This window comes from Nocardioides mesophilus (assembly GCF_014395785.1).
GTDB lineage: Bacteria > Actinomycetota > Actinomycetes > Propionibacteriales > Nocardioidaceae > Nocardioides_B > Nocardioides_B mesophilus.
The window spans coordinates 1,313,630-1,340,414 of sequence record NZ_CP060713.1 but is presented as its reverse complement, the minus strand read 5'-3'; the positions used below and the strand labels follow the sequence as shown (position 1 = coordinate 1,340,414).

General features: G+C 67.4%; 27 protein-coding genes. 14 read left to right on the top strand and 13 right to left on the bottom strand.

Translation table 11 applies throughout. From position 1 onward, the window contains the following. Positions 1-105: 105 nt before the first annotated feature. Entirely contained in the window at positions 106-1,398 is a 1,293-nt protein-coding gene (locus H9L09_RS06395; RefSeq protein ID WP_187577008.1) for an ISL3 family transposase, read from the bottom strand. Positions 1,399-1,544: 146 nt separating this feature from the next. Beyond that, positions 1,545-2,687: a hypothetical protein gene (locus tag H9L09_RS06390; RefSeq protein ID WP_187579848.1), complete on the bottom strand. Its 1,143-nt coding sequence runs from the start codon at positions 2,685-2,687 to the stop codon at positions 1,545-1,547. A 375-nt stretch (positions 2,688-3,062) separates the two neighbouring features. On the opposite strand from H9L09_RS06390, the gene H9L09_RS06385 reads away from it, so the two are divergent. Continuing rightward, positions 3,063-3,932, top strand: a complete 870-nt coding sequence (locus H9L09_RS06385) for an MBL fold metallo-hydrolase (RefSeq protein WP_187579847.1) — start codon at positions 3,063-3,065, stop codon at positions 3,930-3,932. Positions 3,933-4,394: 462 nt separating this feature from the next. On the opposite strand, the gene istB is transcribed toward H9L09_RS06385, so the two are convergent. Together istB and istA are read right to left on the bottom strand one after the other, a co-directional pair. Next, entirely contained in the window at positions 4,395-5,204 is an 810-nt protein-coding gene (istB, locus tag H9L09_RS06380; protein ID WP_187576998.1) for an IS21-like element helper ATPase IstB, read from the bottom strand. Next, complete coding sequence (gene istA, locus H9L09_RS06375) at positions 5,204-6,475, bottom strand: IS21 family transposase (RefSeq protein ID WP_187579846.1); 1,272 nt, start codon at positions 6,473-6,475, stop codon at positions 5,204-5,206. The genes istB and istA overlap by 1 nt, the downstream gene beginning before the upstream one ends. Positions 6,476-6,598: 123 nt before the next feature. On the opposite strand from istA, the gene H9L09_RS06370 reads away from it, so the two are divergent. After that, positions 6,599-7,063, top strand: coding sequence for a mycothiol transferase (locus H9L09_RS06370; RefSeq protein ID WP_246456322.1), 465 nt, complete (start codon positions 6,599-6,601; stop codon positions 7,061-7,063). Further along, complete coding sequence (locus H9L09_RS06365) at positions 7,014-8,165, top strand: aldo/keto reductase (RefSeq protein ID WP_343065201.1); 1,152 nt, start codon at positions 7,014-7,016, stop codon at positions 8,163-8,165. The genes H9L09_RS06370 and H9L09_RS06365 overlap by 50 nt, the downstream gene beginning before the upstream one ends. 139 nt (positions 8,166-8,304) lie before the next feature. Here H9L09_RS06365 and H9L09_RS06360 read toward each other — a convergent pair whose 3' ends face one another. From H9L09_RS06360 to H9L09_RS06345, 4 genes are all read right to left on the bottom strand, one after another. After that, on the bottom strand, positions 8,305-8,664 hold the full coding sequence (locus H9L09_RS06360) for a hypothetical protein (protein WP_187579845.1): 360 nt from the start codon (positions 8,662-8,664) through the stop codon (positions 8,305-8,307). A gap of 111 nt (positions 8,665-8,775) precedes the next feature. After that, entirely contained in the window at positions 8,776-9,285 is a 510-nt protein-coding gene (locus H9L09_RS06355; protein ID WP_187579844.1) for an AAA family ATPase, read from the bottom strand. Between the two features lie 175 nt (positions 9,286-9,460). After that, positions 9,461-10,183 (bottom strand): DinB family protein, encoded by a 723-nt coding sequence (locus H9L09_RS06350; RefSeq protein ID WP_187579843.1) that lies wholly within the window; start codon positions 10,181-10,183, stop codon positions 9,461-9,463. A 91-nt stretch (positions 10,184-10,274) separates the two neighbouring features. Continuing rightward, a complete protein-coding gene (locus H9L09_RS06345; protein WP_187579842.1) occupies positions 10,275-10,679 on the bottom strand; it encodes an NUDIX domain-containing protein in 405 nt (134 codons plus the stop codon). A gap of 245 nt (positions 10,680-10,924) precedes the next feature. Between H9L09_RS06345 and H9L09_RS06340 the strand changes: the two genes are divergently transcribed. Then, entirely contained in the window at positions 10,925-11,431 is a 507-nt protein-coding gene (locus tag H9L09_RS06340) for a hypothetical protein (protein ID WP_187579841.1), read from the top strand. A gap of 91 nt (positions 11,432-11,522) precedes the next feature. Further along, a complete protein-coding gene (locus tag H9L09_RS06335) occupies positions 11,523-11,903 on the top strand; it encodes a VOC family protein (protein WP_187579840.1) in 381 nt (126 codons plus the stop codon). Between the two features lie 95 nt (positions 11,904-11,998). Here H9L09_RS06335 and H9L09_RS06330 read toward each other — a convergent pair whose 3' ends face one another. Further along, complete coding sequence (locus H9L09_RS06330) at positions 11,999-12,817, bottom strand: hypothetical protein (RefSeq protein ID WP_187579839.1); 819 nt, start codon at positions 12,815-12,817, stop codon at positions 11,999-12,001. Between the two features lie 238 nt (positions 12,818-13,055). On the opposite strand from H9L09_RS06330, the gene H9L09_RS06325 reads away from it, so the two are divergent. Then, positions 13,056-13,199 carry a hypothetical protein gene (locus H9L09_RS06325; protein ID WP_187579838.1) on the top strand — a complete coding sequence of 48 codons (144 nt, stop codon included), beginning with the start codon at positions 13,056-13,058 and terminating at the stop codon, positions 13,197-13,199. 41 nt (positions 13,200-13,240) lie between these two features. Here H9L09_RS06325 and H9L09_RS06320 read toward each other — a convergent pair whose 3' ends face one another. Then, positions 13,241-14,245, bottom strand: coding sequence for a serine hydrolase domain-containing protein (locus H9L09_RS06320; protein WP_187579837.1), 1,005 nt, complete (start codon positions 14,243-14,245; stop codon positions 13,241-13,243). Positions 14,246-14,338: 93 nt separating this feature from the next. Further along, positions 14,339-14,740: a hypothetical protein gene (locus H9L09_RS06315; protein WP_187579836.1), complete on the bottom strand. Its 402-nt coding sequence runs from the start codon at positions 14,738-14,740 to the stop codon at positions 14,339-14,341. A gap of 513 nt (positions 14,741-15,253) precedes the next feature. On the opposite strand from H9L09_RS06315, the gene fdhA reads away from it, so the two are divergent. From fdhA to H9L09_RS06300, 3 genes are all read left to right on the top strand, one after another. Continuing rightward, the gene (gene fdhA / locus H9L09_RS06310; protein WP_187579835.1) at positions 15,254-16,465 is read left to right on the top strand and encodes a formaldehyde dehydrogenase, glutathione-independent; all 1,212 of its coding nucleotides are present in this window, start codon (positions 15,254-15,256) and stop codon (positions 16,463-16,465) included. 224 nt (positions 16,466-16,689) lie between these two features. After that, positions 16,690-18,378, top strand: coding sequence for an NHL repeat-containing protein (locus H9L09_RS06305; RefSeq protein ID WP_187579834.1), 1,689 nt, complete (start codon positions 16,690-16,692; stop codon positions 18,376-18,378). A 95-nt stretch (positions 18,379-18,473) separates the two neighbouring features. Beyond that, complete coding sequence (locus H9L09_RS06300) at positions 18,474-19,085, top strand: hypothetical protein (RefSeq protein WP_187579833.1); 612 nt, start codon at positions 18,474-18,476, stop codon at positions 19,083-19,085. A gap of 25 nt (positions 19,086-19,110) precedes the next feature. On the opposite strand, the gene H9L09_RS06295 is transcribed toward H9L09_RS06300, so the two are convergent. Both H9L09_RS06295 and H9L09_RS06290 read right to left on the bottom strand, forming a co-directional pair. Further along, positions 19,111-20,616, bottom strand: a complete 1,506-nt coding sequence (locus tag H9L09_RS06295) for a carboxylesterase/lipase family protein (RefSeq protein WP_187579832.1) — start codon at positions 20,614-20,616, stop codon at positions 19,111-19,113. A gap of 84 nt (positions 20,617-20,700) precedes the next feature. Further along, the gene (locus H9L09_RS06290; RefSeq protein ID WP_187579831.1) at positions 20,701-21,513 is read right to left on the bottom strand and encodes an SGNH/GDSL hydrolase family protein; all 813 of its coding nucleotides are present in this window, start codon (positions 21,511-21,513) and stop codon (positions 20,701-20,703) included. 529 nt (positions 21,514-22,042) lie between these two features. Between H9L09_RS06290 and H9L09_RS06285 the strand changes: the two genes are divergently transcribed. Genes H9L09_RS06285 through H9L09_RS22765 form a run of 5 tightly spaced genes read left to right on the top strand, consistent with a single transcriptional unit; the run spans position 22,043 to position 26,716 of the window. Then, a complete protein-coding gene (locus H9L09_RS06285; protein ID WP_187579830.1) occupies positions 22,043-22,393 on the top strand; it encodes a phosphomannose isomerase type II C-terminal cupin domain in 351 nt (116 codons plus the stop codon). Between the two features lie 42 nt (positions 22,394-22,435). Further along, positions 22,436-23,527 (top strand): glycosyltransferase, encoded by a 1,092-nt coding sequence (locus H9L09_RS06280; RefSeq protein ID WP_187579829.1) that lies wholly within the window; start codon positions 22,436-22,438, stop codon positions 23,525-23,527. Beyond that, positions 23,524-24,630, top strand: coding sequence for a glycosyltransferase family 4 protein (locus tag H9L09_RS22625; RefSeq protein ID WP_187579828.1), 1,107 nt, complete (start codon positions 23,524-23,526; stop codon positions 24,628-24,630). Before H9L09_RS06280 ends, H9L09_RS22625 begins: the two co-directional genes overlap by 4 nt. An 11-nt stretch (positions 24,631-24,641) precedes the next feature. Beyond that, positions 24,642-25,679, top strand: coding sequence for a glycosyltransferase (locus H9L09_RS22620; RefSeq protein WP_343065200.1), 1,038 nt, complete (start codon positions 24,642-24,644; stop codon positions 25,677-25,679). Beyond that, on the top strand, positions 25,679-26,716 hold the full coding sequence (locus H9L09_RS22765; protein ID WP_425491724.1) for a glycosyltransferase: 1,038 nt from the start codon (positions 25,679-25,681) through the stop codon (positions 26,714-26,716). Before H9L09_RS22620 ends, H9L09_RS22765 begins: the two co-directional genes overlap by 1 nt. Positions 26,717-26,785: the final 69 nt, after the last annotated feature.

The window sequence follows — 26,785 nt, the reverse complement described above, 5'->3', positions numbered from 1 at the left end:
GCAGTTAGGTCAGTAGGTCGCGTGTCATCCCATGTGTCGACATGTCAACGGACGAATCCGCCCGCAATGAGTGCGACATTCCGGCTCTCCTGACTGATCCGTGGGTCATTTCCGGCCGGGGAGTGCGGGTCGGTGGCCGCCGAGGTTGAGCATGGCCAGGGCGATGAGGGCGTCTGGTGACTTGAATCCGAACGCGACCCTGGTGATCAGGCGGATCTTGGTGTTGACCGACTCGATGCGTCCGTTGGACAGGCCGTGCTCGATCGCGGCGAGGATCGAGGGCCTATGTTTGACGATGCGGCGTTGGAGGTCGACAAAGGTCGGGATGCGGCAGCGACGCGCCCAGCCGATCCAGGCCTGGAGGGCCTTGGCGGCTTCGTCGTAGCCGAGCTGGAAGACGAGCCGGAGTCCTTCCTTGAGTAGGTAGGCCCTGTGCAGCGTGGGGTCGGTCTTGGCGATCCAGGCCAGCTTCGCGGCCTGTCGGGTGGTGAGGTTCTCGGGGTTCTTCCATAACGCGAAGCGGGCGTGCTTGAGGGCCTTCGCGGCGCCGGCGGCGTCTTGACGGATGCGTCCACGTGACCATCGGATCCGGTCGGCGCGGCCGCCTGGTCGGCTGCGGGCGGCGTTCCATGCTTGACGGCGGACGTCGTCGAGGGCCTCGGTGGCCCACTTGACGATGTGGAAGGGGTCCGCGCACCGCACCGCGTTCGGACACCGGTTGGCGACCACGGCGCTGATCCAGTCCGCGCCGTCGGCACTGACGTGGGTGATCTGGGCGCAGCGTTCCTCGCCGAGGGCGTCGAAGAACTGCTCCAGGGTTGCCTTCTCCCGGCCGGGTGCAGCCCACACCAGCCGACCGGAGTCGTGGTCGACCACCACGGTGAGGTACTTCTGCCCTCGCTTGTAGGAGATCTCGTCGATCCCGATCCGTCGCAGCCCGGCGAACCGGTCGTGCACGGCCTCCACGTCCGCCCAGACCCGGGTGATGATCGCCCCGACGGTGCGCCAGGCGATGCGCATCAGCTCGGTGATCGCGGTCTTGGAGCACTGCGTGGCCAACCAGGCGACCTGCTCGTCGAAGGCGAGGGTGTGGCCGGCGTCGTGCCGCGCCCACGGCACCGCTGCCACCGTCGGGCCATGCACCGAACAGTTCACCCGCGGGGCGTCGGCCTCGAGGAACACCTGGATCGTGCCCAGGTCCAGCGCCCGCCACCGACGTCGTCCCTCCCCGCGGTCGTAGGCCGACGACCGTCGCTGGCACCGTCCGCACCGGGCACGTGCCCGGGCACGTGCCCGCACATGGGCGATGAGCCGCAGCTCGTCCTCGTCGTACTCGACCGACTCGATGACCGTCTTCTCGACCCCAAGCAGGGCGCGCCATAAGGTGGCGTTCTGCACGCCGTTCTCCGCTCTGTGGTTCCTGTTCCTAGACAGCTCAGAAACCTAGATAGGGAACGGCGTGCGCTCGTTCAGGCGCGCTCAACCACCCACGGAAGGGTCAGGAGAGCCGACATTCCGCCGCTATCACCACATCAACCTGGGGGTCACGGCTCCCAGAGCAGCCTCTCGAGGGCGGCGACCAGTCGTGAGCGGAGTGGTGCCGGACTGTCGGCGAGTTCGATGAGGTCTTCGTTGCGGGTGGAGAGTTCGCGGAGCGTCGCCTCGGCGCTCTGCATGTCTCGGTTCATCGCGAGGGCCAGTCGGCTTGCCGGGTCATTCAGGTCCGATTCGGGCAATGGTTTGGCAGCGAGCGCCGCGAGGAGGAGCAGCAACCGTTGCTCCGCTCGTGACACTGAGGGCCACAGCATCAGCAGTTGGTCCACCGCACCTATCACGGTCGTTTGGACCTCAGTGGCGTGATCGTCGGCGCCGTAGCCGTAGGCGTCGGCTTGCGCCGACGAAGATCCGGCCAAGAACAGGATGTACAGAAGGTCCAGCCGTCGCTTTGGCGCTAGTCCTGGCGCGTTGGCCAGCTCGGCGAGCACCTGGAGGGCAGGTGCCGAGGCGGAATAGGTGCTGCCTTGGTGGAGTACCGCGCCCACGAACTCATTGTGCAGGTCATCCCACCGGTCGTCGTTGGCTGCGAGTCCACGAAGCAGGTCGGGTACCTCGGTCGCTGGGCCGTATGCGTGGACGAGCGCGCCCCAATCCACCTTTGAAATGCCCCGGAGGACGATGGCCTCCCCAGACCTGTCGGGGAGGTCGTCGTCGATGGCGCGTGCCTCGCGCTCCCCGGCGCGCGCCGGACTCTCGTTGAGCGCGGTCAGGCGTCGCGGGGCCGCGGTTGCCATGTCGAGCTCGTGTACCAGACCGTCACGTGCGAACGATTGGACCACCTGGTCAAAGTTGCCGCCTCCGCTGCCACCGGCTCGACCGCCGAGGCGGACCGCCAGCCGGCGCACCGTCTGGTCTTCTTGAGCCTGCCACCACTCCAGGTCGTCGTCCGGCACAGGACCGGACGCAACGGAGAAGACGTCCCAGTGGCCTTGCTCATCGGGCCGCAGCGATGGCTTGCCGTACCACCAACTCGACGGATCGTGCAGGAAATGGTCCGCCTCCCTGATCGCCACGAGGAGGTGTCCCCGAACTGCCAACGCATCCGCCATCTCGTCGGCTGCGGCCCTGCTCGGGAACGTGGTCTGATAAGTCTGCGCCCAGGAGGGGGTGCCTGTCTGCCTGCTCGGCATGTCGTTCGTTTTCCGGTCCCGCGCTCGCGTGCGCGCCCACCGGCGTGGCAACGCTCCTACGATCAAACGCTCGCACAACGTCTTCATGACGTGACCCAGGCATTCCCTAAAAGGCGCTGTTCGGACGATCTGAACGCTACTGGACGGTCGGCGACTCGCGACCCGCATCATTCGCCCCGCTCTACGGGCAGGCTGTCCGAAGGGACTTTTGCAGGCGTTGCGCGTCAGTCTTGTCGTCTAACGGCTGGACCAGATTCACGGCGAAGCTGTGATCAGGCACGTGCGGCCGAACAGTCTGCGAGACTTCCGCCCGAGCTTTTGCGCGTCCCGCACCCATGGCCGTCCACGGCCGCTGCGCCTGGAGGAGTGTCCGAGTTGAGCGGAGCCGGCTGGCAGATCGACTGGCTTCACGGCGAAGTGGACGAGCCACTCATCCAGGTCCACTGGTATGACGACTCCACAGTCATCCTGCGTCAGAGCAAGCGGACGTCCTTCGAGGCGCCGTTCCTGACTCTCTTGCTGGGATCGGAACGCGCCCTGCTGCTCGACACCGGGGCCAGCAAGGACCGGCAACGGTGGCCGTTGCGGGCCACCGTCGACACGCTCCTCTCGGATCGCCCCGCCGGGTACGAGCTCGTAGTCACGCATACGCACGGGCATCAGGACCACACCGCGGGCGACGCCCAGTTCCGCGGCCGGCCAAACACCACAGTTGTCAGCTCCGACCCGGAGCAGGTCCGGGTGTTCTTCGGCATGGATCAGTGGCCGACCAGAGCCACGGTGTACGACCTCGGTGACCGGCCAATCACCCTCATCCCGAGCCCCGGCCACCACCGCGCGGCCATCACCTTCTACGACCCGGTGACACGGATTTTGTTCACCGGCGACAGCATCCTGCCCGGCCGGATCTATGTGTCCGATGCGGACGCGTACGGCGCGACGCTCGATCGACTCGCCGACTTCTGCGCGAGCCATCCGGTCGAGTGGCTCTTCGGATGCCACGTCGAGGTAGCACGCGATGGAGCCGAGTACCCGGCAGGTCGAATCCTTCAGCCTGACGAGGCGCCTCCGCAGTTGCCGGTTGACCACCTGGATCGCGTCCGCGACATGTTCGCCCGGACGCGGGGCGTTCGCGGAGTGCACCGAAGGGACGGCATCGTGATCTACAACCAGCCACGTCTGCGCGACATGGCCGCGCTGCAACACTCTCCGGCCTCTGGGACCGTCTCCGCGGCAGAGCGATAGCCACTTGGCGGTAAGTCGTCACTGAGTTCTCGCAAGGAGAAGGCCAAGTAGGAGACCCCCCCCGTGATGCGCTCGATCATGCCGCCGTGGGTGAAAGCGCGATCACGCCGAGGACAGGCGATCCGAATGGTGCATGTGAACGGGCAGGTTGGCATCTAGCGCTGTGCTGTTGAGCGTGAACTGCGATCGCGGGTGCCCAACGTGCCTGTTCATCTGCACAGCACGGAAATGCCGCAGATGGTGAAGGCGCAGCCATGCCGACGAGCGGACATCCATGGGTGCACCAGCGGCCCGCGTCGTCCGGCCATTGTGGTTCGTCGATCGGTCGGACAGCGGACCGTACGCTGCGCGTCATGACCGAAGACCGTCGTATGAGCCGAAACCCGCGAGAGCCAGCTGTCGGCAACGCTCGAAAATGAGGCCGATCCGACGCTCGAAAACGAGGCCACCGGTTCGTGTCTTCTAGTCTGCCGTGTCTTGGGTTCTGATGCTGGGCAGGGTGTCGATCCCGCGGTTGCGTAGCCGGTAGCTGGCGCCCTTCAAGGTGAGCACGTGTGCGTGGTGGACGACGCGGTCGATCATGGCCGCGGCGACGGCCTGGTCGCCGAACACACCGCCCCAGCCGCTGAAGGGCAGGTTGGATGTGAGGATCAGCGAGGCGTGTTCGTAGCGGCTGGACACGAGCTGGAAGAAGAGGTTCGCGGCGTCTTGCTCGAACGGTAGGTAGCCGACCTCGTCGACGATGATCAGGCCGTAGCGCCGCAGCCGTGTGAGTTCTTGGGGTAGCCGGCCGGCGCGGTGGGCGTCGGTGAGTCGGGTGACCCACTCGGTCGCGGTCGCGAACAGCACCCGGTGACCGTGGTGCGCGGCGGCGATGCCCAGGCCGGTGGCTAGGTGGGTCTTGCCGGTGCCGGGCGGACCGAGCAGCACCACGTTGCGGGCTTCGGTGAGGAACCCACCCGATGCGAGTGCGGCGATCTGTTGACGCACCGCGGGTTGGGCGTCCCAGTCGAACTCCTCGATGGTCTTCCTCGACCCGAACCCGGCGGCCCGGATCCGCAGCTGGGCACCGGACGCGTTGCGTGCGGCGACCTCACGGTCCAGGACCGCGGCGAGGTACTCCTCGTGGGTCCAACCTGCGTCACGAGCGTGGTCGGCCAGTCGGCCGGCTGCCTCGGTGATCCGCGGTGCCTTCAACGCCGACGCCAGGTAGGTGACCTGCTTCAGTGCCTCGCTGTGATGGGTCCCGCCGGCCTTCGCCTTACCGGTCATCACGCCACCTCCTCACCGTCAGCACTGTCGGCGGGGCCGCCGTCGGTGAGACCGCCGTCGGTGAGACCGCCGTCGATGAGCCCGAAGGCACGGTCGTAGTCGGCCAGGTCCCGCACCAGCCCCTCATCTGGGTCGGCCGCCGGGCGGGGGCGCTGGAACTCCTCACGCAGCACCTGGGCCGATGCAACGTGGGCGGGGTCCGTGATGGTCATGCCACGCGCCCAGACCCGGTCGTGATCGGCGATCAGACGCCTCTCGTGGCGGACCTGCACCCTGGACAGGTCCGCGGTGACGTCGACGAACCGGCCGATCACCGCCGGGTCGACCGAGTAGTCGTTGCTGTCGACGCGGACGTAGTAGTCACGTCCCAACCGGACCCGGTTGAGCCACCCGACCGCCGGGGGCACTGGCGGCAACGGGAGCATCGCGGCCCTGTCGGCGTCGAGCAGATCGACCGGCCTGGTCTTGATGGTGCGCACCACGCGACCGTTCGCGATCCTCAGCCAGTCGGTGAACTGGATGTTGAAGTCCGCCGGTGACGTGAAATCACGCCCGGGCATGAAGGAGGTCTCGAAGAACCCGTTGCGTCGCTCCACGATGCCCTTCGACTCGGGGTCATAGGGCTTCAGGCGCTGCAGCGTGGTGGCCAGGGTGCCGGTGAACGCGCCGACGCCTTCGGCGTGCCGCTTGCCGCGGCCGATGCCGGACTCGTTGTCCCAGATCAGGCGCCGCGGGACCCGACCGAGCTGCCCCAGCAGCTCCCACATCCCCAGCAGCAGGTCCTCGGTGTGCCGGGTCGCGATCATCCGTCCGAGGATGAACCGCGAATGCGCGCACGTGATCACCATGACCGGCAGCAGCGCCTTGCTGCCGTCCTCGAGCGGGATCTTCCGCGGCGGGAACCACAGGTCGCACTGCGCCGCATCACCCGGCAGCCACGTCAACCGACCCGCGGGGTCGACCGGACGATACTCAGGCCGCAGCCGACGGACGTTGTCGCGGAACCACGTGATCGACCCCGTCCAGCCGACCCGCTCGGCAACCACCGTGGCCGGCATCCCCGGATGATCCTTCAGCAGCTGCCGCACGTGCGGCTCGAAGGGCGTGAACGACGTCGACACCGCCGGCCGCTCGTACTTCGGCGGCCGATCCGAGGCCAACGCCCGCGCCACCGTCGCTCGCCCCACCCCGAGATCCTTCGCGACCTGACGCTGCGGAACACCCTCCGCGACCAGCCGCCGGATCAGAGCCCAATCCTCCACAGAGATCACCCATCCAATCTGTCTGGGTGGCCTCGTTTTCGACCGTCGCTATGGCCTCGTTTTCAAGCGTCGTCGACACCAGCCAAGCACGGTCCCGGCGGCGCAGCGCGTTGGGCGGACTACCTGGACTGGGTGCGAGAGGACATTATCGAGGGTGTCCTAGGACTCCCGCTCGCCGAACGAGCGGCGTCGCGATTGCCCAGCGGGTGGTCACCCATCGAACTGCTGAGCCATCTCCTCCACATGGAACAGCGCTGGTTCGTCTGGGGATTCCTCGGCGAACAGGTGCCTGATCCCTGGGGCGACTGGAACGTTGACGATCCATCGGTCGACTCCGGACCCACAGGCATCACCCCTGCTTGGCGAGTGGCTGAAGGTGTGGCGGCGGAAGACATTGCCACCTCGTTACGCGACATGGGCCAGCGCACCCGAGAGACTCTCACCACCCATGGCCTCGGAGAGCCTGCCCGTGTCGGTGGCAGATTCACAGAAGACCCTCCCACCCTGGAGTGGATCTGCTTCCACGTTCTCGCGGAGTACGCCCGCCATGCGGGCCAGTTCGACGTCGTACGTGAGTTGGGCACGGCTCCGTCCTGAACCCACTGACGCGCGCTCATGCCGCAGACGGAGTGCGACTCTGAGGCATACCGGATCTGCCGCGCGGCTGCGCAGATCGGCTGCTGTCGGTGCGGTCTGCTTGGATCCCCTCTCTATGAGCGCATCAAAGGAGACACTCGTGACCCGACCCGGAGCCGCGACCAGCCCCCTCGGCCACGCACCGGCGCATCGGTGGGGTGACGACCTTGCTCTGCCCGTAGGGCTCGGAGGCAACACGTTCGGCCGCACTACTGACGCCGACGCATCCCATCGGATCCTCGACGCGTTCGCAGACGCCGGAGGTGTGCTGGTCGACACCGCCGACACCTACTCCGACGGAGCATCGGAGGCGATCCTCGGGGACTGGATGCGCGACCGGAACAACCGCGACCAGATGGTGGTGTCGACGAAGGGCGGCAACCACCCAGCTTTCGAGGGACTGTCCGCGACCACGGTGGCCGCCGCGGCCGAGGAGTCGCTGAGGAGACTGGGCACCGACTACATCGACCTGTACTTTGCCCACTACCAGGACGACCAGACGCCGATCGCGGAGACTGCGGCAGCCTTCGACGCATTGGTCCGGGCCGGCAAGATCCGGGCCATCGGACTGTCGAACTTCACCACCGATGCCGTCCGTGAGTGGATCGACACGGCTGGAAGCAACGGCCTCGCCGCCCCGGTAGTGCTCCAACCGCACTTCAGCCTGGTCCATCGGCAGCCGTTCGAGGCAGAGATCGCGCCGCTTGCGCGGGAGGCCGGTCTGGCGGTGCTTCCTTACCGTGCGCTCGGTGGCGGATTCCTGTCGGGCAAGTACCGCACCGAGGCCGACACCCAGGACTGTGCCAGGGGCGCCGGCGTGCGACCTCTGCTCACCTCCGAGGGACTCCGCCTGCTCGACACCATCGACGCGATCGCCCGCGAGCATCACGTCCGGTCCGCCACCATCGCCCTGGCCTGGCTGATGCACCAACCGACCGTCACGGCACCGTTGGCCTCGGCCACCTCCGGTGCGCAGCTCGAAGAGCTCCTGGCAGCGCCAACCATCACGCTGGACCAAGCAGAGATCACTCGCCTCAACACCGCAGCCGATGAGCTGGTTTAGCCCGCCGAGTCCTGGCCAGTTCACCTCAAAGCTGTCATACGAACGCACGGGTAGGACGCCCAGATCTGCCGCTCTCCGCGCGCAACTGCCGATGATGGGGCGACAAGGACGTGGCCCGCGGGCCGTTGGTCGTCTGTCGTCAGTCGAGTGACCGCAACGCCTCCGGCGCAGGAAAGGGGAGATTGAAAACCTCTGGGTTCGCCCCGACCGCTGAGGCGCTGCCGAAGTCATCAGCAAGGACGACGATGCCCGATCGGTTCACCTCGCCGATGCGCACGCGACGCTCCACGCCATCCGAGAGCCGCAAGCTGTAGCGGTTGGCGAGATAGCCGATCCCGAGCGTCTCGAGCGCTTCCTCGGCATCGGGCCAGTCTGCCGGGGACTCGGTGCGCTGGCGTCCTAGCAGGTCGATAATGTGAAATCCGTCGCCGTCGGGCACCATCCAGCCGAGGAGCTCGCCGTCGGGGCGGCGGTGTTCTATCCAGTCGGGAGTGGACATGGCTGGGAGCCTAGGGGTCGAGGCTCAGGGGGTCGGGGCGTGGCTGGTGAACGCACTCTTCTGCCGCGGTGAGGGAAGTCCGCAACAGCCTCTGGCCGTGCGGCCGAATCGTTAGGCGTCGCCGAGGTATCGCCGCTCCACATGACGAAGGATCTTGTCGACTACCTCTGTGAGCGGCTGTGTCGCGTCGATCACCACTCCGTTACTCGGGATGTCTTCCTTGGTCCGGTGGAGCCGGACGATGAGGTGGCGCTCGGATGGTCTTGAGCCCCAGTCGTCTTGCGGGCGCCGGTCGAGTCGCCGGTGCAAGGTTTCGAGATCTATGTCGAGAACGAAGACCTCGTCGAACAAGTCAATGAACTTCGAGAAGTTGCGGGATCCGCCGCAGAAGAACGTGACCGGCTCCTGATTGTCGACCACCAGGGCCCGCACTCGACCGACGTCCCAGATGTGGTGCTGGTGCAGGGCACTGTCGGTTGCTTCGCCCGTCTCGGGATCGCCCTGATAGGCAAGCTCCCTGTCGCCGTTGATGGCCTGATAGCCACGCCGGTTCAGCTCTCGGCATACCGAGGTCTTGCCCGTTCCGGAGACCCCCTCGACGAGATAGTTACGGACACCCATCGGGGCAGTATGCATCCCCGTGGGTCGTGAACCAGCTTCCACTCATGCCGCCAGGCGTGACCTACCCGTCACGAGTTCAGGGATGTCCGGATCGATGAGGACAACCCCGGGGTACCCACATGCGGGCGAGGGCCAGGAAATCGGCAGCACAGGCTCAGAGTCTCGCTCATGAACCTCACGAAGACTCCTGACGCGACAGCTTGTCCAGGTCGCGTTGGCAGAAGCCGTGGTGGGCCCATTCCTCGTTGAGCACGGTGCCGAGGCATTGCCGCACTGTCCGCCCCTTGGCGTACGGGGGCCATCTGTCGTCGTCCGGGACAGGCGCGGTTTGTGCGAGCTGATCGGGCGTGACCTCCGCCAGCCATGTCTCGATCTCCGAAGCCTGCCGGATGCGCACGGCGAGCACCTCGTCGAGTCCTGGTTGGGCGGACGGGTCGAGCCCGTTCTCCTTCTGGTCCATGATGAACGGTGGACCGAGTCCGATGGCCGTGAACGGTTCTGTGAGCCCGAGCACGCAGCGTCGGAACCAAGAGTCGTGCACGAAGACAAGGTGGCGCAGGGTTTCGACCATCGACCACTCGCCGTCGACGCCGTGATGCTCGGTGTGCTCGGGCATGGACCGGACTCGCTCGGTGGTCGTCGCCCAATCGTCCCGTAGTTGTCGCCAGGCCTCACGCAGGTCGGCCGGCTCATCGGAGCGGAGCAGCAGCCGTACCGGGTGGCGGCGGTCGAGCTCCGCCTCGACGTACGGCATCACCTCGACCCCGTTGACCACGAGATTGGTGACCAGGCCGTCGATCTCGGCGTCCTGCATCACCACGCCGACCAGCCGAGCTCCACTCAGGTCGCATTCGCGGAACTCTGCGCCGGTGAGGTCCTCGTCGTCGAAGCGTCGCATGCCGACAGGCTAGGGCGCACCGCCCACGCCACGCCCGGATCTGTAGTCGCGGAGAGTGAAGCTGTGTCACGCCGATGAGCGTGCGTGAAGTTCAACTGCGGGCGCCCCGCATCGCGTCCTCCAGCGCCGTGCCCAAGAGCCCGTGGGCGAGCGGAGGCAACTCCTCAGACCGGAACCAACGGATCTCGTCATGTTCATCGGGAGCGACGTTCGTCGGCGTTCCTTGCCACTCGCTGACAAGCCAGGCGCTGACGCGTAGGGATTCCTCTCCGCGCCCTCCGTCCAGCCGACACAGATGCACCGCAGAGCCTGTTGCTACTTGCACGCCCAGTTCCTCGTGTATCTCCCTTGCAAGCGCAGCCAGTTCTGCCTCGCCGGTCTCGATGTGTCCACCGGGCAGGTCCCACACACCCGGGTACGCAGGGCGGTTGGGACTGCGGTGGACGAGGAGGACTCGGCCTTCGCGAACCAGCGCCGCGACAACTACCTCGTGCATGGGGGGATTAGAGCATGGCCATCTGACCAAGCCCCCGTCCGGAGCTGCTGCGACCGGACGCACTCTCATGGCGCGATCCGAGCGGACGCACCGGCGGCGTACCTCAAGCGCGAAAGGGAATGGGCGAGAGGCAGCGCAAGTCGTGGAGAGCCCGGGGAAGAGGCAGCAACAGTCGCTGGGAGGACCGTGGCAGAGCAGGGCATCCTGTTCACGTTCCACCCGCCGGCATGAGGAGGACCGACGTCGTGAGCTTGGCAGCATGGGCGGAGGACTGGCTGCGCACCGTGGACGACCGCGTCGCTTGGCTGGTCCGCGAGGGCGGTGCCGACGGTGTGGTCCCGCCCCTGGGCGATGGTGCCGGACTGGTGCTGCTGTGGGCGTGGGCGCGGCCCCGCTTCGTGCGGCGCCCGGCCGGCGGCGTACCCGGCGAGCTGCCGGTCTGGTACGGCGACCCGCGGGCCTGGACGCCACGCTGGTGGGACGACGAGACGATCTGGCTGTGCGACGCGGTGATCGCCTGGTTCGCCACCGAGCTCCTCAGCGCCCTGCCCGGGGCGGTGTGGGCGACGGGTCACGACGAGCTGGAGCCGCAGCGGTACCTGCACGAGGGCCAGCCGGTGGTGCGACGCCTCGACGGGGGCGAGGTTCACCCCTGGACGCTGGTCGCCAACCTCGCGGGGCGGGTCTGGACCGGCACGGCCGCCGACACCGACCTCCTCCGCGTGTGGCACTACTCGGCGGGCATGGCATGACCCCGGCCGTGATCGCGGACGAGGCCCCCACGCGACGACCTGGCCGCCTTGCCGGGGATCGTCACAGCCGCACGGGACTTGGAGGTCCGACATGACGAGCAGGTTCACCGAGCTGGCGATCGACTGTGCCGATCCCGAAGGGCTCGCCCGGTTCTGGTGCGCGGTCCTCGGCTACGAGGTGCTCGACACCGACGACGGGCTCTTCACGATCGGCCCTCAGCCGATCCCCGACGCTCAGCGCGGCCCGGTGCCCCCGACGTTGACGTTCGCCCGCGTGCCCGAGACCAAGACCGTCAAGAACCGGCTCCACCTCGACGTGAACCCGACGGACAGGGACCAGGCCGACGAGGTACGCCGCCTGCTGGGCCTGGGTGCGCGGCCGGCGGACGTCGGCCAGAGGGACGCGAGCTGGGTCGTCCTCGCCGATCCGGAGGGGAACGAGTTCTGCGTGCTTGCCAGCCGTCGCCCCTGATCGGAGGCTGTACGCCGGCCGCGTCCCGACCGCCTCGCCGCTCGCACGCCGCGCCACAACCCCCTCGCGCACGCCGGGTGCGCTAACGCCCCGGTTCAGAAGCCTCCGTCGCCTCCGCCGCCGTCGAATCCGCCGCCGCCATCGAGGAACCCGTGGCCGCCCCCATCATGGCCGCCGTGCCCACCACCGTCATGACCGCCGTGTCCGCCGCCGAGGAACCCGTGGCCGTCGCCGAGGAGACCATGACCTCCAGCGCCGGCATCGAACCCGCCGATGGGAGTCTCCGCCTGGAACGCCCAGATCAGCAGGCCGGCACTGGCGAAGTAGCCCTCGCCGTACGGCGCGTAGGCGGCGCCGGCCTCCCAGTACGGCACCTGCCGGGAGCCGATCCGCACCTTGCGGACCTCGGGAACCTCGTGGTTCGCCACCCGGGCGGCGTCCTGCGCGCAGGCAGGAACGGTGCGGGTGCCGTGGCCGGGGGAGGTCCAGAGCACCGTGCCGGCGGAGGGGCCGTGCTGGGGGTTGAAGAAGCACGGCACGCGGCTCTGCGGCAGCGGCTCGCCCGCGACCCGGGCCTGCACGCACGCCAGGGCGTACCGCCCTGATCCCAGGGTGTCGGTGACCTTGCTGATGTCGTCGGGGTAGCGGATCAGGGGCACCGAGCGTTGCGCGGACTCGTAGGCGTCCAGAGCCGTCTGGTAGTAGATGCGGGTCTCCTCGTCGAGCTCGTGCCCCGCCACCTGGCTGTCGAGGCGCGCGAGCTGCTCACCCAGCACGGTGACGTCCTCGTCGGCCAGAGCCCGGACGCCCGCGACCTGTTCTGACCGCTCGCGCAGGCCGGTGCGGCGTCGCCCCCACCACCTGGTCGCCAAGCCGCCGCCACCGGCGGCCAGGGCGATGATCAACCACTCCATGGCAGCCCCTCGGGAGGACCGGTCAGATGACCAGGGTCGCGCTGGGAGCCGGAGGTGTCAACGAGGGTACGGCGGCCCCGGGGTCAGGCAGCCGGAGCAGACCGACGAGCCGTGCCGTCGGTCAGACGGATCGGCTGCTGTCACACGAGCCACCAGTCCACCGCCCGCCCGTAGACGCGGGGTCGCGGTCGTGCCACCGTGGAAGGACCCTGGTCTCCCTCGCTCCTGGAGGTGTCGCATGGAACAGGCCGCAACCACGGGCGCCCAGCCGTGCCCGGACTGCCACGCCCTGGTGGTCGACCTCGCCGCGCACGAGAGGTGGCACACGCGACTGGTCGCGGACCTCGCCTCCGCGGTCGCGCGCGAGCTCGCCCGCGGCTAGCGCCGCGGGCCGCAAGCCGCGCCAGCCGCGAGCGCAAGCGATCAACCGCCGAACCGCTCGTCGAGCAGCCGGACGATCGGCCAGGCGCCGTCGGACCAGTTCGAGATCACGGTGTAGGTGACCGAGGTCGACGGCCGGTGCAGGCTCCGGAACGAGACGCCGGCGTCGTACCCCTCGAGCCAGACTGCGTCGCCGGTCGCGTGCAGGTGGAACCCGAGGCCGTACCGGCGCGACTCCTCCGGCCAGTCGGTGCGCGGCCGGACCATCTCGGCGAGCCGCTCCGGCGACACGATCCGGCCGGCGAGCAGGGCGTCCCAGAAGGCGCTGAGGTCGGCCGCGGTCGAGTAGATCCCACCGTCGCCGCTGCCGCGCACCGGGAGGTGCAGCACGTTCGTCCGCAGGCCCGTCGAGGACAGGTAGCCCCGGGCGGCGCGTCCCGGCAGCTCGTCGGAGCGCAGGAACGCGGTGTCGCTCATCCCCGCCGGCTCGCAGACGAGGGTGCGGACCAGGTCGGGGAACGCCACGCCGGTCGCCCGTTCGGCGATCAGCGCGAGCAGGACGTAGCCGGCGTTGTTGTAGGCGAAGCCCTCGCCTGCGGGGAACACGGTCGGGTGACCGTCCAGGACCGGGAGGTAGTCCTCGGTGGTCGCGAGCCGGTGCACCGGCACCGGCATCACGTAGTCGCGGATGTCGGCGGCGGCGTCCTCGTCGAAGTAGTCACCGATCCCGGACCGGTGCGCGAGCAGGTGCTCGACGGTCACGTCGTCGGCGACCAGCGGCAGGTCCTCGCCGAGCAGCGAGCGGGCGGTGGTGCCGAGCGACAACGTTCCTCGCTCGACCAGCCGCATCACCGCCAGCGCGGTCAGCGTCTTCGCCCCGCTGGCGGTCCCGAACAGGGTCTCGACCGTGTTGGGGATCTCGTGGGCACGGTCGGCGAGGCCGTAGGCGGTGCAGAGCTCCGTACGCCGCGCGCGGTCCACGCGGACCACACCGGAGAATCCCGTGCGCTCCGCGGCCTCGTCCACCGCGTCCTGCAGCGACTGCATCGCTCGAAACTACCAACCTCCGCGGGGATCTGGCCCGCGGAGAGCCTGCCTCGCCCGCGGCCGGCCGGCGCCGCCAGCAACCCAGGGGCCGGCTCAGTCGGACACCAGGTCGAAGCGCCACCGGTCGTCGACCACATGGATCGAGAACCTGACCTCCTCGAACGGCGGCTCCGCGCGCGGGCTCTCCGCCTCCAGCCAGCACGAGACCAGGTCGCCGTCGTGGTAGCGCCGGTCGGTCGGGCAGGCCAGGGTCCGACCGACCTCCTCGGGGTTGCGTCCCTGTCGGGCGTACTGGTCCTCGAGCAGTCCCTCGATGTCGCGGGCGTCCAGCGTGGGCCGCATGATCCGCTGCAGCCCCAGCACGCCGGTCACGACCACCGCGACGACGCCCAGCGCGCAGAAGACCAGCGCCGCGCGTCGGAAGCCGACGCTGCCCTCCATCCGCCGGGTCACCGGGTCGAGCTCCGTGAGCCTCGGTCGCCGAGGTGAGGTCACGAGTACAGCTCCTGGGTGCGACGGGGGCGGGGGCGACCACGCGGGGTCGACCGCCGAGGGTAGCCGCCGCGGCCCGGCGTCCGGCTGCGGCGCGCGGCATCGGCCGGCCGGTGACCGGCCACGAGGTGCGCCGCCGCCCGATGGCCTTCCCGGCCGGCGACGTGCAACGACCTGCTGACCCGCGCCAAGAACGACGCCTGAGCGCCGGCGCCCGAGGCCGACATGGGACCGGGCCTTGTGAGACCACGTCCGGCGACATAGTGTCCGAATACAGTCCCTGTGACCTGGCTTACACGTTCGCCGTCGGATGAACGGTCCGGATCACGGGGCGTCCCATCCGGGGGAAGGACGCGACATGAACGCACTCGAGGGCGCACGAGCCCCGCTGCGTTCCGCGCCCGCGGACTCCTCCTCCCATCGGTCGGTCCGCCTGGCGTTTATGCCATCCGGCGGTCCCGTCTTCCACCACTCCGGACCGCCCTCGGGCGCGCCCGCACAGAGAGGAACGTGCACATGGCAGGGAATCGTGTTGTCGTCTACAAGGGCCCCGGCGAGGTCAGCGTCGAGTCGTTCGACTACCCCAAGCTGGAGCTGCCCGACGACGTGGTGACGGGGCTGGGCCTGAAGAGGGCCGCCCCGCACGCCGTGATCCTCAAGCTGGTGACCACCAACATCTGCGGCAGCGACCAGCACATGGTCCGCGGTCGCACCACCGCCCCGGTGGGGCAGACGCTGGGCCACGAGATCACCGGTGAGGTCGTCGAGGCCGGCGACGACGTGCTCTTCGTCAAGGAGGGCGACATCTGCTCGGTGCCGTTCAACATCGCCTGTGGTCGTTGCCGGATGTGCAACGAGGGCAAGACCGGCATCTGCCTGAACGTGAACCCGGCCCGCGCCGGCGCGGCCTACGGCTACGTCGACATGGGCGGCTGGGTCGGCGGCCAGGCGGAGTACGTCATGGTGCCGTTCGCGGACTTCAACCTGCTGAAGTTCCCGGACCGCGAGCAGGCCCTGGAGAAGATCCTGGACCTGACGATGCTCTCCGACATCTTCCCGACCGGCTACCACGGCGCCTACACCGCGGGCGTGCGGACCGGTTCCACCGTGTACGTCGCCGGGGCCGGCCCCGTCGGGCTGGCCGCCGCCTACTCGGCGCAGCTGCTGGGCGCCTCGGCCGTGATCGTGGGCGACATGAACGCCGAGCGGTTGAAGCAGGCCAAGAGCTTCGGCTGCGAGACCGTCGACCTGAGCTCGGGCAACGACCTGGTGGACATGATCGAGCAGATCCTCGGCGAGCCCGAGGTGGACGCCGCCGTCGATGCGGTCGGCTTCGAGGCCCGCGGCCACGGTGCCGAGGCCGAGGAGGCACCGGCCACGGTGCTCAACGACATCATGACGATCGCCCGGGCCGGCGCCTCGCTGGGCATCCCGGGCCTCTACGTCACCGGCGACCCGGGCGGCATCGACGAGCACGCGCAGCAGGGCCAGATCGGCGTGAAGCTGGGCCTGGGCTGGGCGAAGTCGCACTCGTTCGTCACCGGCCAGTGCCCGGTGAAGCGCTACAACCGGCAGCTGATGAACATGATCCTCAGCGACCGGGCGCAGATCGCGAAGGCCGTGAACGCCACCACGATCAGCCTGGACGAGGCTCCGGCGAGCTACCAGGCGTTCGACAAGGGCGCCGCGAAAAAGTACGTCATCGACCCGCACGGCATGGTCGGCTGACGCAAGACGAACCCCCACCGGCCGGGGCAAACCCCCGGCGAGCAGGGCCTCCGACAGGGGCCGGTCGTACGCCGACCGGCCCCTGTCGGGCGTCCACCCGGACCTTCGCCCCTGATCGACCGGGAGCGACACGGCGCTGAATCAAGACAGGTGCCGTGTTCTCGGGATCTTCGGCGCCGATCAGTGGAGTCGTGCCGGCGACCGCCGGCGAGAGGGGATCCATCATGAGAAGACGACTGGGAGCGTTGCTGGCGACGGCATCGCTGGTCGTGGCCGGGGCGGCACCTGCCGTCGTGGCACGTGCGGACGCGGCCGGCCCCCAGGGTGCGGCCGGCTACCGGCTCAGCACGCTGGTCAAGGGCGCCGCGATCCACGGCGCCAACGGGCTGGCGATCGACCGGCAGGGACGGCTCCTCGTGGCCAGCGCCATGGGGGCCGAGATCGTGGGCGTGCAGCGCTCCACCGGTCAGGTCGTCAAGCGCTGGGGTCACGCGGCCGGGGTGGACAGCCCGGACGACGTGGCGGTGGGCCCGGACGGCTCGGTGTACTGGACCGACCTGCCCGCCGGAGAGGTGGGCCGGCGTACCCCGGACGGGAAGGTCACCAAGCAGTTCGTCGGAGCCGGCGTGAACCCGATCGCGTTCTCCCCGAGCGGCCGGCTGTTCGTCGCGCGGGCGTTCCTCGGTGACGGGCTCTACGAGCTCGACCCGGCGCTGCAGAAGCCGCCGCGGGTGGTGATCCCGGACTCGGGCAAGGCGCCGTTCCCGAACCAGCTCAACGGCTTCGACTTCTCACCCGGCGGCCAGCTCTTCGCGCCGCAACCGTTCCGGGGCAGGATCGTGAAGATCAACCCGGACACCGGCGCCATGAGGACGGTCACCGGCGCGTTCGCGAAGCGGCCGCCGACGTCGGTCGAGTTCGACTCGCACGGCCGGCTGTACGCCAGCCTCTACACCGGGACGATCGTCCGCGTGAACCGCTCCACCGGCGCGCACGTCCGCTACGCCAACATCCGGGGCGGGATCCTGGACAACATGGTCTTCAGCCGGACCGACCGGCTCTACGTCTCCAACTCCGACACCGGCGCGCTCTACACCGTCAGCACGGCCCGGAAGGTCAGCACGCTGACCCCCGGCGGGCTGATCCTGCCGGGCGGCCTCGCCCTGATGCGCGGGTCGACCGGCCGCACGTCGCTGTTCGCCTCCGACATCTGGAGCGTGCCGGAGTACAACCCCACCACCGGCGCACTAATCGGCATCGACCGGCAGTCTCGGGCCGGCGGCGGCATCAGCGACTCGTGGAGCCTGGCCCGGAACAACCACACGCTGATCATCACCTCGTGGTTCTCCAACACGGTGCAGCTGTGGAATCCCGTGACCAACAAGGCGGTCGCGACCTGGAAGGACTTCAAGGTGCCGGTGAGCGGCGTGCGCTTCCAGGGTGACCTGGTCGTCGCGCAGCTCGGCGACGGCACGGTGGTGCGGGCGCCCGCCAAGGGTGCGCGCGAGACGCTGGCCAGCGGCCTCACGGTGCCGGCCGGGCTGCTCGCCGCCGGCGACTCCCTCTACGTCTCCGACTGGGCCACCGGCACGGTGTGGCAGATCGCCAAGAACGGCGTGAAGCTCGCGACGCCGGTCGCGGTGGCGACGAAGCTGGCGCACCCCGAGGGGATGGTGCTGGACACCCACGGCCGCCTGCTGGTGGTCGAGTCCGGTGCGGGCCGGCTGACCCGGGTCAACCTGACCACCGGGGCGGTCCGGACCGTGGCCCGCGGCCTGGCCACCGGGCTGGTCGGCTCCAAGGCGGCGCCGCCGACCTGGGCGCTGGCCGGCGTCGCCGTCCGGCGCGACGGGACCGTGTTCGTCAGCGGTGACCGCGGCAACGTGATCTACAAGCTGTCGCCGACCTCGTAGCGCGAGACCCAGGACCCCGGTGCGCCCCTGGTGTGCCGGGGTTCCTGCGTCCTGGCCCCGAGGACACAGGGGAGTGGCTACCGTGGCGCCCTGCCATGACGACGTACCACGAGATGAGCAAGCGGGAGGCGGCCGCCGCGCTGGAGGAGTTCCGGCGCGAGCGGCCGCCGGCCCGGCTGCGCCTCGAGGAGCGGCTGGCCCGTGACGGCGCCGATCCGGGGCAGATGCTGGACGGCTCGCCGGAGAGCCTGACCCCGCTGTGGCGGTGGGCCCGGGAGCGGCTCACCGTGCGCGCCGAGCCGCAGCAGGAGGCCACCGGCCCCAGCTGGCTCCGCCACGGGGGCGGCGGTCCGGAGCGGCTGCTCTCCGACGACTCGATCGACCTGCTCGACGGGCTGACGTCGTACCTCTGCCAGGTCGTGGAGCGCGGCGCCCCCGACGCGGTGTGGCGGGTCGGCCACGACCGGGTGCGGAACTACGGGTGGGAGAACCATCCGGTGCTCGCGCACGGCAGGGAGGAGTTCGCGCTCGGGGAGTACGTCGCCCCGCGGGCGCGGCAGCACCTGCGCGGCAGCCGGCCCGGGCTCCAGCCGGTGGGGCTGCCGCCCGTGCAGCCGCCGGACGACGACTACCTGACCGTCCTGGCCCGCTCGCTGATCACCAAGCTCGGCGGCCGACCGGGCGCCGCAGCGACTGTCGCCGAGTAGGAATGGGAGGGCCCCCCGGCGCGGCTCAGCGGATCCCCTCCCACAACGCCCGCTCCCAGGCGCGCGGGTCGTCGACCACCCGGGAGTCGACGTCGAAGCGCATGGTGGCCCGGCGGTCCAGGTCGTAGCGCGGCCAGCCGGGGTCACCGTGGGTGGCGAAGGCGATCCAGGCGGCGTGCATGGTGTCGGCCAGCTGCTGCGGTGCGGCGTCGCCGAGGAGGTCGCCGAAGAGCCGGGCGTCCTTGCCGAGGGTGTCGAAGACGAAGGGGACGTCGAGGGCGTGCACGGCGCCGAGGCCGGGAGCCGCCCAGGCGAACTCGTACATGTAGGTGCCGGCCCCGTCGTTGGCGCCGGCGCGGGTCTCGGCCAGCCGGAGGGCGGGGATCCGGATCCACCAGTCGGTCTGCACGGCGGCCAGCAGGTCGCCGGGGATGGCGCCGGGATAGTGCGAGCGGTACGCCGCGAGCGCCTCCTCGACCGGGAGGCCGAAGGCGGCGAGGCTCCGACGCCCTTGGACCGGCACGGGACCGGTGAGCATCTCGTCGGCGATCTGCCAGAGCTCGCCGGTGATCACCAAGAACATCTTCCAGTCCTCGGTGTTGCTGCCGACCAGCACGTCGACCTGCGCGCCGGCACCGGCCGCGATCCGCTCCATCGGGGGAGCGGGCACCACGTCGCCGTCCACGGTCGGCTGCCACGGCATCATGCTGGGCACGAGTCCCTCGCCCCACCGCTCCGGGTCCGGGGCGGCGGCCATCTCCGCGGCGAGCTCGGCCTGCGCCTGGATCAGTCGCTCGACGGGCACGGCGGCCAGCGCGTCCCGGTCCGCCGGAACGCCCAGCTTCTCGGCGAGCCGGCGCCCGGCCAGCGCCGCGGTCGCGGCCGGCAGCACGTGGTGCGCGGCGCCGCTCTGCAGGATCGCCCGGCGGAAGAGCCCCTCGGCGCGCGGCATGGAGAGCAGCGTGCCGATGCTCATCGCGCCGGCGGACTCCCCGAAGACGGTGACGTTGCCAGGGTCGCCGCCGAAGGCGCCGATGTTGTCGCGGACCCACTCCAGCGCCGCGACCTGGTCGAGCAGGCCGAGGTTGGCGATGCCGTCGTCGAGGTAGAGGAAGCCGTCGGCCCCGAGCCGCCAGTTGATCGTCACGCAGACGACCCCGTCGCGGGCGAACCGGCTGCCGTCGTACGCCGCCGTGGAGCTGATCTCGAACGCGCCGCCCTGGATCCACACCATCACCGGCAGCCGGGCTGCTCCCGGGTCGGGGGTCCACACGTTCAGGCTGAGGCAGTCCGCGCCGGTCGACGTGGTGTCCCACTCCGTGCCGGCGCTCTCCGGCGGGGCCACCTGCGGAGGGGAGGCGCCGAACCGGTCGGCGTTGCGGACGCCGTCCCAGCTCTCGACCGGCTGCGGCGGGCGGAGCCGGTTCGCGCCGGCGACCGGTGCCGCGAAGGGCATCCCGAGGAATGCGTGCACCCCGTCGACCTCGAGGCCGCGCACCTCGCCGTGTGCTGTCTTGACGACTGTGCTCATGCCCCCACCGTGCGGGCCGCGCCGGTGCCGGGGCAGGGGCGAAGGTCCGCGACGGTGGGTGGCGTCAGCGGGGTTCGGCGGTGGCTACTTCAGCTGGGAGGGCTTGATCGCCGCGGTGACGGCGGCGGCGTAGGCCTCGTAGCCCAGGGCGTTGGGGTGGAAGCGGCCCGGGTCGGTCAGCCCGAAGATCCAGGGCTCGGGCGCGTTCACGCCGTGGTCCTCGAACCGCTTGGTGACGTCGACGAACTGGAAGCCGTGCTCGGCGGCCACCTGGGCGATGACGGAGTTGAGCAGGGCGGCTCCCTCGTTGAGGGCCTGCTGCTCGGCCGGGGAGGCGCCGTAGTAGGCGCCGTACTCGGGGGAGAAGAGCGGCGGGTAACCGGTGACGACCACGTGCGCGTTGGGGGCGGCAGCCGCCACCTGCGAGTAGACGGCGTCGAGCAGGCCCGGGAGAACTGTCTGCACGACGTTCGCCGTGATCGCGCGCGCCCCGGCGCACTGGGCGTCGGAGCCCAGCAGGCAGGCGCCGACGGTGCTCGACCAACCGATGTCGTTGCCGCCGATGGTGAGCGTCACCAGGTCGGTGTCGGCGTCGAGTGCGTTCAGCTGGCCCCGTGACACGAGAGTGGTCGTGGTGGCGCCGGCGCACGCGACGAAGTCGTCAAGGTTGATCTTCATGCGCCCGTCGATCTGCACGGAGTACGCCGACTGCGACCGCGCGCACGCGCCGCCTTCGTACGGCCCCACTCCGTACCCGGAGGCGTAGGAGTCACCGAGCGCGTCGTACTCGATGGCCTGCCGGGGCGCCGCCGAGGCGGTGGCGGCTCCGAGGACGACAGGACCCGCGAGGGCCAGAGCAGCAAGAGCGGACCACAGTGCACGCAGCGGACTCGTCATGTCGGAACTTTAACGCTGCAGTGCCTTCCAATGCAGCGATCTGCTGGTGGCCAGTGGTCCTTGCTGCCCAGTCACCGCAGCGCGAGGACCAGCGCCTGTCAGCCCGACTGCACAGCCGAGGTCGCCCGGGACGGCTCCAACAGCACCGGGACTTGCTGTCCACATGACGGGGCTGGTGAGGCCGAGAGCCTCCCGCCACGGGCAGACGAGGCGAATTTACGGACTCCGACTTGTCCGCGGACCACGGCCGACCGGGTTCTGGCAGAGATGACACACCTGAGGGGGCTCTCGAATCTCCCCCAGCTGCCACAGCGCCTGCGGCTGACGACATGGAAGAAGCTGAACGTCACCCGGGCTGCGACTAGGTCGCGCTTATTGCAGGCAGTCGTCACACAGTCGGATGTTGGTAAGTCGATGGGGAGCGGTCAGAGGAGCCCGATCAGTGGAATGGGAGATCGACGTGACAGGCTTAGCGACGACATAGTCGGGTGCCCGAAGGCGGTTCGGAAACACCGCAGGGAAGGAAGCGATGAGTCACGACTGGGAAGAGCGACCCTGGGGGTCCTGGCACGTCATCGATGTTGACCGCGGCTACAAGGTCAAGAGGATTCACGTGCGTGCAGGTTGCCGCCTGTCTTATCAGACTCATGATCACCGCTCCGAACACTGGGTTGTGATCTACGGGGTTGCTACATGCACGGTCGACGGAGTCACGACTCTTGTTGGCCCAGGGCAATCCCTTGACGTTCCGCAAGGCGCCATGCACCGACTCGCCAACGAGACAGAGGAAGAATTGATCATCGTCGAAGTTCAGCGCGGCGCCTATACGGGTGAAGATGATATTGTCCGCATAGCGGACGATTATGGACGTGGCAACTGATCCGAGTCGCTGAAGTTATCTGCATTGGGGGTGACAGAATAAATGGCGCATGTTGCCATAATTGGGACGCGTGGATACCCTAGTTATTATGGCGGATTCGAAACGGCCGTTCGTTTTCTTGGTGAGTTTCTCGTCGAAAAAGACTGGGACGTGACGATTTACGGACGGCCCGAGAGCGGTGAGGGCAACCATAAGGCGGACCCTCGCATCGAGGTGAAATTCACTAGGGGTTGGGATAAGAAGGCTACGAGCACTCTCTCCTACGGAATGACAGCGTCAATCGACGCCGTTCGCCTGAAACCAGACGTGGCATTAGTGATGAATGTTGCGAACGGTTATTGGTTGCCGTTGTTGAAGGCAAGGGGGATCCCGACACTTGTAAATGTAGACGGGGTGGAATGGGAACGCGCGAAATGGAATCGGGCCGCTCGCGCCGTGTTTCGAGTGGGCGGACGCCTGACTGCGCGGTTTGCAGACGAGATCGTCGTCGACGCCGAGGCCATCGGGGACCGCTGGCAAGAATGGTATGGCCGACCGGGCGTGTACATTCCATATGGCTCGCTTGAGGTACCAAAGCGTCCTGCGCCGTTTGGGCTCCCACAGGGCAGCTACGTGCTGTTCGTTGCCCGATTCGTTCCCGAAAACTCCGTAGACGAGTTTTTTGAGGCATCCCGAAAGATCGCGCGCGACGTGCCTGTCGTGATTGTGGGGTCTTCCGGTTACGGTGGCGAACTCGACCAAGCTGCGGCGGCTTTGACCAGTGAATTTGATTCCGTGCGATGGCTCGGTCACGTCAGGGACGACAACCTCCTGCACGACCTGTGGAGCAACTGCGGCGTCTACTTTCATGGCCACACCGTCGGGGGAACCAACCCAGCTCTCGTTCAAGCCATGCGATGTGGTGCGCCTGTCCTTGCCCGCGACACGGTCTTCAATCGAGAAGTGCTCGCGGAAACTGGACATTTTGTGGACTCCGATCCAGGCGTCATCGCTGACGCGCTGCGGGATCTCTTGGCCGCCCCGGCTGAGGCGAGGTGCCTGGGGGAAGCAGCTGCTCTGCGTGCACGCGAGAAGTTCGACTGGCCCTCTATCTGCGGTGATTATAAACGCGCTCTAGAGAATCTCCTCGAATGAGTGAAATCCTCGCGTTGCACTCGTCAGACGAGAATTATGGCGCCGATCGCATCGTTCAATACGTCGTAACGGCCCTCTCTCGAGACGGCGCAAACGTGCGGCTACTCCTTCCGACAGATGTGACCCCCGGGCGCCACGGGTTGTCACAGAATTTGCTCGCGGATTCCGACGTCGAGGTAAGTCATAAGCGAATGCCCGTCCTTAGGCGGCGTTACGTTTCCTTCCGTGGAGTATGGCAACTGATTTTCGACTGTTTTGCGTTCTTGAACTTTGTGAGGTCCATCGCAAAGCCCGATAAAGTTTATGTGGCCACTAGCGCCATGCTACCGACTGCAATCCTCGTTAAGGCCCTCACTGGCGCACGGCTCATCCTGCATATGCAGGAACGTTGGTCTGGAGCAGATCGCTTAATTCTTTCGGCCCTAGCGCTGTTCACGTCGCGAATAATCTGCATCTCCTCAGTGGTCCAGGAGTCCCTCCCTCGGTCGCTTCGCAACCGTTCGAGGGTTGTACTCAACGGCGTCCCCGACATGGGGCTGAGGAAACGTGACCATGTCCAAGGGCCCCCAAGCTTTCTAGTCGCGAGTCGCTGGAACTTGTGGAAGGGACACGGCACGCTCCTGAATGCCTGGGAGCTTTGCCAAACGTCAGGCTACCTTCGCATAGTTGGCGGCCCTCCGCCCTTAGGTGAAGGATTCGATGTGCCGGCAGCAGTGGATGCCAACCGTCGACAAAGTCAGATTGAAATTGTTGGCGAGGTAGAGTCTCTCCTCGCCGCACTGGACGATACAGACGTGCTAATTGTGCCCTCTGACGCGCCTGAACCCTTTGGATTAGTTGCTATCGAAGCATTTTCGCGCGGCGTTCCTGTGATTGCCAGCGCTGGCGGGGGCTTGGATGAGGTTATGCGCGAAGGTGAGGAGGGTTGGTTCTTTGAAAGGGGAAGCGCAGTTGACCTGGCGCGCGTGATTGATCGGCTGACGCTCCAGATGATGCGACGGGCCGGAGAAATTAGCCGTCGTACCTATGAGTCGAAATTTGCGCTACCGGGCTTTCAAGAACGGGTCTTGCAGGAGATAGCGTTAGTTGGGGGGCGGAAGTGATATCAGAACCCATGGGGTCTGTCCTGCTGGAGACCGCGTCCCTGAGCCGACCTGGCGCCGATCGGGGACTCGGGCGCTATACGAGGGCGCTGATGTCTGCTTATGGACGCGTGGGCATTCGAGTAATCGAGGTGCCAGAACCCTTATCAGGACCGGGTGCGACCCGCACCTTGAGGCAACTCGGTGGTGAGGCAACGCCATTACACGTGACCGCTCCGGGTCTGCTGCCCTTGAAGAAGGACCGCGCTTGGATTTGTTCGGTTCAGGACACGATTCCGCTCGATCTCCGCGAGTATCAAAGATTCGGAATCAGGTCGCGACTTCATTATATGAACGCAAGCCGAGCGGAAGTCGTGTTTGCAAACTCGCGGCACACTCAGGAACGTTTCTCAAAATTCGTGGGCAGGCGTTCGCAGGCTATTAAATTCGTGACAGCTGGCATGCCAGTCACCACTAAACCAATCAGTTCTTCTGAGCCACTTGGGCGTGGGGTAGGCGAAGACTATGTCGCAGCCATGGTGGACTTGCGGACGCCTGACCCCCGTAAACGAATGCACTGGTTAGAGCCCATTGCTGAAGAAGTCCTCTCAATAGGTCTAACGCTGCGAGTGACAGGTCGAGGCCTTGACCGTCTACCGGCCCTCGCCCCTCATGCAGTTCCTACCGAAACACCTGATGATGAGAGCCTGTGGTCGTTTCTCGCGGGCGCGCGGGCGTTTGTCTACACCTCAGCGTACGAAGGGCAGGGTTTGCCCCCACTTGAGGCCATGGCGCTGGGAACACCGGTAGTCGCCTTCGCCAATAGCTCCGTGCAAGAGGTAGTAGGTGACTCGGGCGGTCTTATCTCCGACCCCAGACCCTGGCAGTCGGCTTCACTCGACGCGCCCTTGCCCAAGGCTAGTGCAAGCGCGATAGCTAGAGAGGTTCGGCGATTGGAAGACGCCGAGTACAGGCACCGGCGAAGTGTTGCGAGCCGCCGTCAAGCGAGGCTGTTTAGTGAAGCCAATTTTGATGCCGCGGTTCGCGCTTGCCTGAAGGCGGTCACGTGATGCGAATAGGAATAAACTCTATGATCGCTCGGCGTGGAATGAGCGGATCCGGAGTAGGCCTTCAGGCGATCGAAAACGCGCTGCAGCAGCACCAAAAGATCCCCCTTAACCCCGGCCAGCCCAGCGGGTCGCGCGTGCGAAACCTAGCTTCAATGCTGCGATGGGAGGCTTTGGGACTTGATCGCACCGCACGGAATGCGGGTTGCGACATCGTCGTAAATCCAGCAAATACTGGCGTTGTGCGAGGACTTCCCTCAATCACGGTTATGCACGACACCATGGTTCTGGATCACTGGCGCCTGTTCGATTTCGGCTACGTAATCTTTGCCAAGATGCTCTTTTCTCTGTCAGCTAAGAACTCAACAGTCGTCGTCACGCCGAGCGAGCACTCTAAGCGCCAAATCACCCGGAGATGGCCGCATTTGGACGTTAGAGTGATCCCGTGGCCCACGTTCAGGGCGCGCGCGTCAGCGCCGCGAAGTGCCCCCGGTTCGAACGAAATAGTCCTCATTGCCTCGTGTGATAAACACAAGAGGATACCGATGGCCATCAGATCGGTTGACCGAGCTAGGCGGCTCGCAGACGGGCATCTTCGGCTCACCATCGTTGGAAAGTCAGGAAATGACGTCGAGGCGATCACTCAGGCGATCTCAGAGGTTGATGGGGGGTGGTTGACATGGATAAAGACAGGCGTTCCCCAGAAGGATCTCGACACGCTCATTTCCGAGGCTTTTTGTGTCCTGTCTACATCGCTGGATGAAGGCTTTTGCCTACCACTCCTTGAGGCAGGCTCGGCGGGAGTGCCCGTCGTGCATACGGGGAGAGGGGCGATGCCGGAGGTTGTTGGGCAGTCGCCGCTGGGAGACCAGGCGGGGACCGAGGAAGACCAGATCGCTCTCCGATTGGTCGCCCTACTCGACCGGCCTACCTGGGCGGGAGCTGCCCGTCGCGCTCACCACGAAACTCAGCGATTCAGTCCGTCCGTTTTCGAGTCTCAGTGGGGCGCATTACTGAACGAAGTGGCCACACGTGCCTAACGTTCTATTTCGAATCGGCGCGGTTGGCCTTGCGGCGATGACCGGGATGTTAGTGGCATTTTCGCCGTT